Genomic DNA, 7,452 nt, shown 5'->3' on the forward strand with positions numbered 1-7,452 from the left:
CGCTTCGAGCAGTGATGCCTGGGTCTTTGGCGGCGTCCGGTTGATTTCATCGGCCAACACCACATTGGCAAACAACGGCCCAGGCATGAATCGCAATTCGCGATGCCCCGTTGCACGATCCTCTTCCATGATCTCGGTGCCGGTCACGTCGGCAGGCATCAAGTCAGGTGTGAATTGGATTCGACTGAAAGAAAGATCCAGCGTCTTGGCCAGCGTGCTGATCATCAGCGTCTTTGCCAGACCAGGCACGCCTTCCAACAACACGTGACCGCGGCTGAACAGACAAATCAGGATCTCGTCGATGACTTCTTCTTGGCCGACGATGATCTTGCCCAACTCTTCCATCACTCGCCGGCGAGCGTCATGAAGCAGGTTGAGGTCCGCTTCGCCAATGGCAGCAGAATTCGATTCAGGTGCATTCATCCAGGATGTCTCAGTCAAGTTCTCTTTGTCCAAAGATCACGCGGCGACGATCATGCGGCCAATCGCACCAGTACGTCCTACCAAGGTAGCCCACCGGACAGTGCCAGAGTAGACCGGTCAATCATGCCTGGATCAGTTGTTACGAGAGATGATCACGGGGCGTCATCTGTTTCGGACGACTGAATACGAGCGGATGGCCCAGCGACTCCCCCATGAGCGAAGCTTTGGCGGACGGCCCGCCATTGTGCTGCTGCTTCGCTCGTTCGCACCGGACACCTTGAGAAACGTGGCCTCAGGGAATCTGAACGACTCCCCAAAACGGGCGTTCTCGATCCGCTCGAACTCGGACGTCTTCCAACATCACGCCAACGGATTGATCAAAAGTAAAATCCTTGCGTCGAGAACGGTAGCGGACCGAGATGGGCTCTTTGAAATCCAACGGCATCTGCGGGTACAACCAAATTTTGAAAGCATTCGCGGGAGCTTGGGTGATGATGACTTCGTTGTTGGCCATCACACGAGCCTTCACCGGGGCCGCTTTCAATCGCTCCACCTCATCCCACAGAAATGGATTGACAGACAATCCAGGAAGCATCTCATCCCATTCCATCCACCAAAAGAACCGATCGCCATCTCGCATCGAGACCACTTCCAAATCTTCCGGCGGTGCGGCACGTCGATGCCCCGGCGTCTTCATCCATTCAAAAATTCGGTCCGCCTCTTCGTAGAAGAAATCCAAACCGCGCCCACGATACAACACGATCATGGTGTCGTGATCGTAGGTGACATAGCGATCGTAGATGGCTCCGAAATCTCGCAGCGGCACACCGTCTTTGTCTCCTTTGACGATGTAAACGGGCATGTACTTTGAGTTCTCGTTGTAGTGCAACAACGTCTTGCCCGGGCGACTGCTGATGCTGATCATGCCAGCCCAAATGTCAGGGTGCGAAACCGAGATGTCCCACGCCGCTGTTCCTCCAGATCCATGACCGGCGATGAAAACTCGGTCGGCGTCGATCGCAAAATGCCGCATTGCGTGACGCAGCGAACTCAACACCGCGTCATGTTCACGCATGGTGTATTCGTAATCGTTCTGACCACCGCGAGTCCAACGTGGTGCGACCACGATGAAACCATGCCGGATCGAATGGCCGAGCCGCATTGTCGGAGAAACCACTTGGGCCGCCACATCGGCGGCGTCATCGCCTGAGCCTTCTTCAAGCGGCGATTCGCTGGTCGAGGACGGCTCGCTAGAGCTCTGCTGCAAGAAGGATTTTTGCGGGACGCCCGACCACCAATTGAGCTGTGTCTCCGCGATCGCACCCGCCGCGTGCATTGCCACAACGCACGGATAGGTTCGGTTTGGGTCGTACTCCGGCGGCAATTGCACCACATAAGATACCGGCGGAAGCGAACCAGGCTCCTCCGCTTGAGCAGCATGGAAACCGGCTTGGTCCAATCCCACATGCAGCATTCCCGCCACCGACGGATCCTCCACAATCGACTCGTCCACTTCAATCGCCTCGATCAAAGGTGGCTTCATCAAAGGCAACATCTTCGCGATGTAGTCCGCTCGAGCACCTTCCAATGAAGACAAACGTTCGAGGATTTCTTGTCGCTTGCCAGGATCCTGCTCAGCCAAGTATTCGCGAACCAAAACTCGCACGTCAATCAACGACAACACGATCTTCAGGTTGGTTTCCCCCGAACCGTTGCCGAGCAACCAACCGGCGATCGCGAGTGACACGCGTGTTTCGGAATCCATGGTTGAGTTGCCGCCCATCCGAATGAAGTCGCTCATTCGCGGAAGCGTCGCGGGCGTAAGCTCCGATTTGATCTCAGCGACCACCCCGCCCAACGAGTTTTGCACGGGCTCCTGAAGTTCGCCAACCAACTCCGTCAGTCGTTGGTGAACGGTATCAATCTGCTTTTGTGTCTCGTCCATCGAGCCGATCATGTCGGCAACTTTGACCTGCGTGACTCGGCTGACGACTTGGGTCGGAAATTGATCCAAGATCGCTCGTGCCAACTTGGGCTGGCCCGACTCTCGCCGCAACTCAGCTTGCTCGAGCAATTGACTCGCTTCGTTCTCGACATACTGTCCCACGATCGGCCTGAGATCCGCACTTTCCGGAAACTCATCGAGCACACGAACCAATTCACGACGTGCGTCGGCGTACCGTTCTGATTCGGCAAAGAACCGGACAACGTTCAACCGAGCGTCAACATCTTTCGGATCCGTGTTGCGACGAAAGATGTCCCGCAGCTGATCGCTACTGATGCTGGACGTCGCGATCCGCATATCCAGATTGATCGAGTCGTCAGTTTTGAGAGCCTCGACCTTCGCATATTTCGCGGTCAGCTCGGTGATCCCTTGCAGAATAGGAAACGGCGAACCCGTTGGACCTCGAACAGTCAATCGTCGACGACCAAACTGATTGAACGGTGTCACGCCAAGCGTTTGCCCAATGGACGCAACCTGTTCGCCGCCATCGGGCACCGGTTGAAAGAATTCGATCCGCTCGTGCAAATCGGGAACATCACGAGGCTCCGCAGCGACCATCCCTCGACGATGCACATAGGTTCGCCGCAGACCATCATCGACCACCCAAATCGGTCGGTTCTGAATGCCACCCTCGTTGCCAGCAGAGAACGCATTTTGATTCATGCTGGCAACTTCTAGATAGATTCCACGCAGCACCATTCCGTTGCGCAGTGAAATCAATTGTTCGGCGCGAGCGAGGCTGGCTTGGCCGATATTCAATGTCGCCAGAACAACGACCAAGATCGCCGTCGTCACCTTTCTCACCCGATTGGACATTCGCTTGCCAGCCGAGTTGCGAAAGGTGAATCTCATGGGGACTCGATGTAGAAGCAATCAGTAGAAAAGATATGCCGTGCGTTGCAACGTCCGGCCAAGCGGCGCCACCCCGACCCCAAGTTGTGCAACCGTTGGGCGAGACTGAGCGATGAACTGCGCTAACAACATATTCTGGCCAGTGGCCTGGTCAGCGTCTTCGGTCACCAAACCATCCGAAACGTCCGGAACCGGTTTGCTCGATTCGGCCACCATGGGTACGCGAATGGAATCGCTTGGGATCGGAACCGTTTGCTTCGCGGATTCGCCCGTCGCACCAACCTGCTTTGGCGAGGAAACAACCTCTTCTAATTGTACCTCACCGCCGGACAGCTTCACCGGAGAATTCGCGTCTGCAACGGACAATTCGTCCGTCGGAACCCGCAAAAAGATCATCGCAATCACACAAGCTGCGACCGCAACAGAAAAACTCGCGGCGATTCGAACGAACGATGCCTTCGCTCGCGACGTCTTGTCGACACCGGCGGGAGTTCGCATTCCGGCTTCCAGCTGACGCCAGATCGCCAGTGTTTGCCGGCAGTGATGGCAATCAACCAAATGCCGATCGTCATCAATCGGCAACTCAGCTCCCGTATCGATCCACTCGTTCATACGAGCTTCGAACGCATCACAAGCAGCAATCTTTTTCGCGGCAGTGACAGATGAGTCGTGGCTCATGCCGCACCTCCGGTTTCTCGAACCCGACGGATCACTTGCAGTCGCGCTCGGTGAACCCATGTCTTGATCGTGCCCGCTGGATGCCCCATCAATGTCGATGCTTGCTCGTACGACATCCCGTCAAAATGAACCAATTCAAACGCCCGACGTGAGGAAACCGGCAATGAAGCCATCGCTTCTCGCAGCGTTTGATCAACCTGCACTCCGCTCGCTGGTGAATCAACGTCAGCGACAATCGCGTCGGTCTCCTCAATCCCAGCCAGCCTGGGCTTGGACCGCTGCTTGGCCAAAAAAGATCGGCAGCGATTGCCAGCGATGGTTGTCAGCCAGGGCTCGATTGGACGCGAACGGTCCCAAGATTGAATGGAAGCTGCGACCCGGCGGAACGTTTCTTGGGTCAGATCTTCCGCGTCTTGATGATGTCCCAACCAGCGTACACAAACTCGATAAACCAAATCGCGATGTCGACGAAACAGTTCCGTGAACGCGGAGTCCATGCGAGCGTCACGCCCTAGATAGGCGTCCGCCAAAGCTTCATTGGACAGCATCGCGAGCGAAATGGTCTTCATTACCTAGCGGCCGCTGAAGAAACGCTTCAGTGCATCATCCGCCGCGTCGCGAGAATTTTCTTTCAACGCCTTCTTCGCACCCTCGGGAAGTTTCCCCGGTTTGCTCTTTGGCGGAATGACCCGCGATCCGGTGCTGGTGTCATCGTCGGACGACATCTTTGTGTCGTTGTTTTGCTTCTTGGCGGGGGCGTCTTCGATCATGACGGTACCATCAACCGAGAGATCGTCGCTGTTCTCGCCTTCTTTTGCGTCCAAACGGAATTGACGCGTGTCAGGGTCGGTCTGCTTGCGAACACGATCGATCGCGTCGGCTTCATCCAACCAAGAATCAACATCGACTTCTTCGAAACGACTGTCTTCGCCAGCACTCTTTTTGGTTCGTGCGGCGGCGTCAGCAACATCTTTGACTTCGGGTTTCTTCGGTGCCTGCAGTCCATGCTCGATCACGAGCGAAAACATCAGCTTGCCAACTCGCAGAAGATCGCCGTCCTTGAGGACTTTGGCTTTGTCAGCTGGCAAACGCTTGTCGTTGACGAAGGTGCCGTTGCGACTCTTCAGATCCTGAACCAGGACCCGACCGTCTTTGATTGCCAAAATGCAATGCTTGCGGCTGACCGACTCGCTCTTCGGACGAAGCTGGCAGGATTCGCTACGTCCAATCAAGAATCTCTTGTCCGAGACCTCGATCTCTTTGCCTTCATGGCTGCCCGATTGGACTCGCAGTCTAACTTGCATCGGTACCCTTCGTTGCGAAAACCAAACGCACGATTCAACGTCGGTCGTGCGTAACTTAGATGGTCAAACCTGGTTCATGCCGATGCAAAAGAAGGGCCAACCCCGGCCCTTCTGCTTCGCGAAAAGCGATTTGCAAGCAACCTTGCAACCATGTTTGCGGCTGATCTTATTGTAATTGGCCGAATAGCGGGAGAGTATTAATCGACCTTTCACTGGCGATATCGTGAGATTACCCACCACTACCCCTCTGGAGCATAACGCCACCCCCTCAAAAATAACATCTCGCACTGGCAAGCACACCCCCGCCGGCGAAGGCTCAGATGGGGGCGAAGGGTAGGTTCGGGAGCACAGCCTCGGATCAGCGACTGAATCCGATGCCTTGGTAGTCAAACCCGATGTCTTCGAGATTCAGGCCCTTGAGCGTGTTGCGTCCGTCAAACACGAAGGCTGGCTTCTTCATTCGCTGCAGAATCTTCGCAAAATCTGCATTCGCGAATTCGTCCCATTCCGTCAAAACGGCAATCGCGTGAGCCGAATCGGCCGCCGTTTCAGCATCCGAAACCACTTCCACGTTGTTTTCGATCAATTGCCGCGACACAGCACTGAGCTCTTGATCACCATTCTGAAAGACCGCCTCGAGATTGGCGACAATTTGAGCCTTAGTGACCTGCGGGTCGTAGATCGACAAACGAGCTTTTTCGAGCAGCAGGTCCCGACAAACATAAATCGCGGCAGATTCGCGGGTGTCGTTAGTGTCCTTTTTGAATGCAAATCCCCAGATCGCGATCTTCTTGTCTGACACCGTATTGAACATCGTTCGGACCATTCGGTGCACAAAGCGTCGCTTCTGGTAGTCGTTCATCGTGACGACTTGCTGCCAATAATCGGCGACTTCGGGCAACCCAAAGTATTCGCAGAGATAAACGAGGTTCAGAATATCCTTCTGAAAGCAAGATCCTCCGAACCCGACCGATGACTTCAAAAACTTCGGCCCAATCCGCGAGTCCATTCCGATCGCCATCGCCACTTCATCGACGTCCGCTTCGGTGGCTTCGCACAATGCGGAGATCGAATTGATAGACGAAACTCGCTGAGCCAAAAACGCATTCGCGGTCAACTTCGAAAGCTCGCTGCTCCACAAGTTCGTCGTCAGCAGCCGCTCAGCCGGAACCCATTGAGCGTAAACGTCCACGAGCGCCTGGATGGCCGCTTCGCTCTCGCCACCGATCAAAACTCGATCGGGTGCCAACAAATCGTCGATTGCAGTTCCCTCGGCCAAGAACTCTGGATTCGACAGCACGTCAAATGTCGCACCACTGGTTGCTTCAGCCAGAATTGCCTTGACCGCTTCGGCCGTACGGACAGGCAGCGTCGACTTTTCAACGACAATCTTGTGCCCAACCGAGACCTCCGCAATCTTGCGGGCACACTTCTCGATGAACTCCAAGTTGGCTGCTCGCCCGGCACCGACGCCGAACGTCTTGGTCGGCGTGTTTACCGAGATGAAGATCATGTCGGCTTCACGAATCGCTTCGTCGACCTCGGTCGTGAAGATCAAATTCTGGCCACGTCGGCCTTTTACGATGTCATCCAGGCCTGGTTCGTAAATCGGCAGCTCGTCACTGTTCCATTGTGCGATTCGCTCCGCGTTGATGTCCACCACCTTCACTTCGATGCCGTGGCACTGGTGAGCGATCATTGCCATGGTAGGACCACCGACGTAGCCGGCACCGATGCAGCAGATTTTTTTGACAGGTCCGATCGCGGGACGTTCCGATGCGGTAGCAGTCATAGAGGCAAATCAACAAAGAGCAAAAGACAGAGAAACGAATAGCAGGACCGGCACTTTAATCCGGCCGAGCATTTTCGTCTTCCAGAAACCTCCGCACGCGGATTGTTTGCGCGACCCGAAATTCGGGCTGTGTGGCTTGTGCTGGTCGCAGGACTTCCCTTCTGGGAGGTCGTGCAGTTTTTAAGTACTGTGCTTGCAATGCCTCAAGAACCCCGCCCGAGCAGCGGGAGGGGTCGGAAAGCGAGCGTTCAGCGAGATTTCCGGGGGAGCGGCTGTGTTGTTTTTCAAGTGGTTTCGGGATTTTCCCATGGTTTATTTTCCTTGGCCATCGCGTTGAGAACTACCAATAGTTTTCGCATGCAGGCGGTGGCGACCACTTTGTACGGTTTGCCCTGAGA

The 7,452-nt window shown here is 55.2% G+C and carries 6 protein-coding genes and 1 pseudogene; all 7 read right to left on the minus strand.

Going from position 1 to position 7,452, the window contains the following annotated elements:
• On the minus strand, positions 1 to 456 hold a 456-nt coding region (locus B2R17_RS05560; protein ID WP_286763189.1), incomplete at its 3' end, for an AAA family ATPase.
• Between the two features lie 259 nt (positions 457 to 715).
• Positions 716 to 3,280: an alpha/beta hydrolase gene (locus B2R17_RS05565; protein ID WP_286763190.1), complete on the minus strand. Its 2,565-nt coding sequence runs from the start codon at positions 3,278 to 3,280 to the stop codon at positions 716 to 718.
• Positions 3,281 to 3,301: 21 nt separating this feature from the next.
• Complete coding sequence (locus B2R17_RS05570) at positions 3,302 to 3,958, minus strand: hypothetical protein (RefSeq protein WP_286763191.1); 657 nt, start codon at positions 3,956 to 3,958, stop codon at positions 3,302 to 3,304.
• Positions 3,955 to 4,527: an RNA polymerase sigma factor gene (locus B2R17_RS05575; RefSeq protein WP_286763192.1), complete on the minus strand. Its 573-nt coding sequence runs from the start codon at positions 4,525 to 4,527 to the stop codon at positions 3,955 to 3,957. Before B2R17_RS05575 ends, B2R17_RS05570 begins: the two co-directional genes overlap by 4 nt.
• A 3-nt stretch (positions 4,528 to 4,530) precedes the next feature.
• Positions 4,531 to 5,262, minus strand: coding sequence for an FHA domain-containing protein (locus B2R17_RS05580; RefSeq protein ID WP_286763193.1), 732 nt, complete (start codon positions 5,260 to 5,262; stop codon positions 4,531 to 4,533).
• 358 nt (positions 5,263 to 5,620) lie between these two features.
• Positions 5,621 to 7,054 carry a UDP-glucose 6-dehydrogenase gene (locus B2R17_RS05585; RefSeq protein WP_286763194.1) on the minus strand — a complete coding sequence of 478 codons (1,434 nt, stop codon included), beginning with the start codon at positions 7,052 to 7,054 and terminating at the stop codon, positions 5,621 to 5,623.
• Between the two features lie 284 nt (positions 7,055 to 7,338).
• Positions 7,339 to 7,452 (minus strand): annotated as a pseudogene (locus B2R17_RS28290) (IS110 family transposase); the annotation flags it as partial.

Source organism: Rhodopirellula sp. UBA1907, assembly GCF_002337565.1.
Lineage (GTDB): Bacteria > Planctomycetota > Planctomycetia > Pirellulales > Pirellulaceae > Rhodopirellula > Rhodopirellula europaea.

Bases quoted from the DNA above. Each gene is read 5' to 3' on its own strand.
- B2R17_RS05565 (WP_286763190.1), bottom strand. From the start codon at position 3,280: ATGAGATTCACCTTTCGCAACTCGGCTGGCAAGCGAATGTCCAATCGG.
- B2R17_RS05575 (WP_286763192.1), bottom strand. From the start codon at position 4,527: ATGAAGACCATTTCGCTCGCGATGCTGTCCAATGAAGCTTTGGCGGAC.
- B2R17_RS05585 (WP_286763194.1), bottom strand. From the start codon at position 7,054: ATGACTGCTACCGCATCGGAACGTCCCGCGATCGGACCTGTCAAAAAA.
- B2R17_RS05580 (WP_286763193.1), bottom strand. From the start codon at position 5,262: ATGCAAGTTAGACTGCGAGTCCAATCGGGCAGCCATGAAGGCAAAGAG.
- B2R17_RS05570 (WP_286763191.1), bottom strand. From the start codon at position 3,958: ATGAGCCACGACTCATCTGTCACTGCCGCGAAAAAGATTGCTGCTTGT.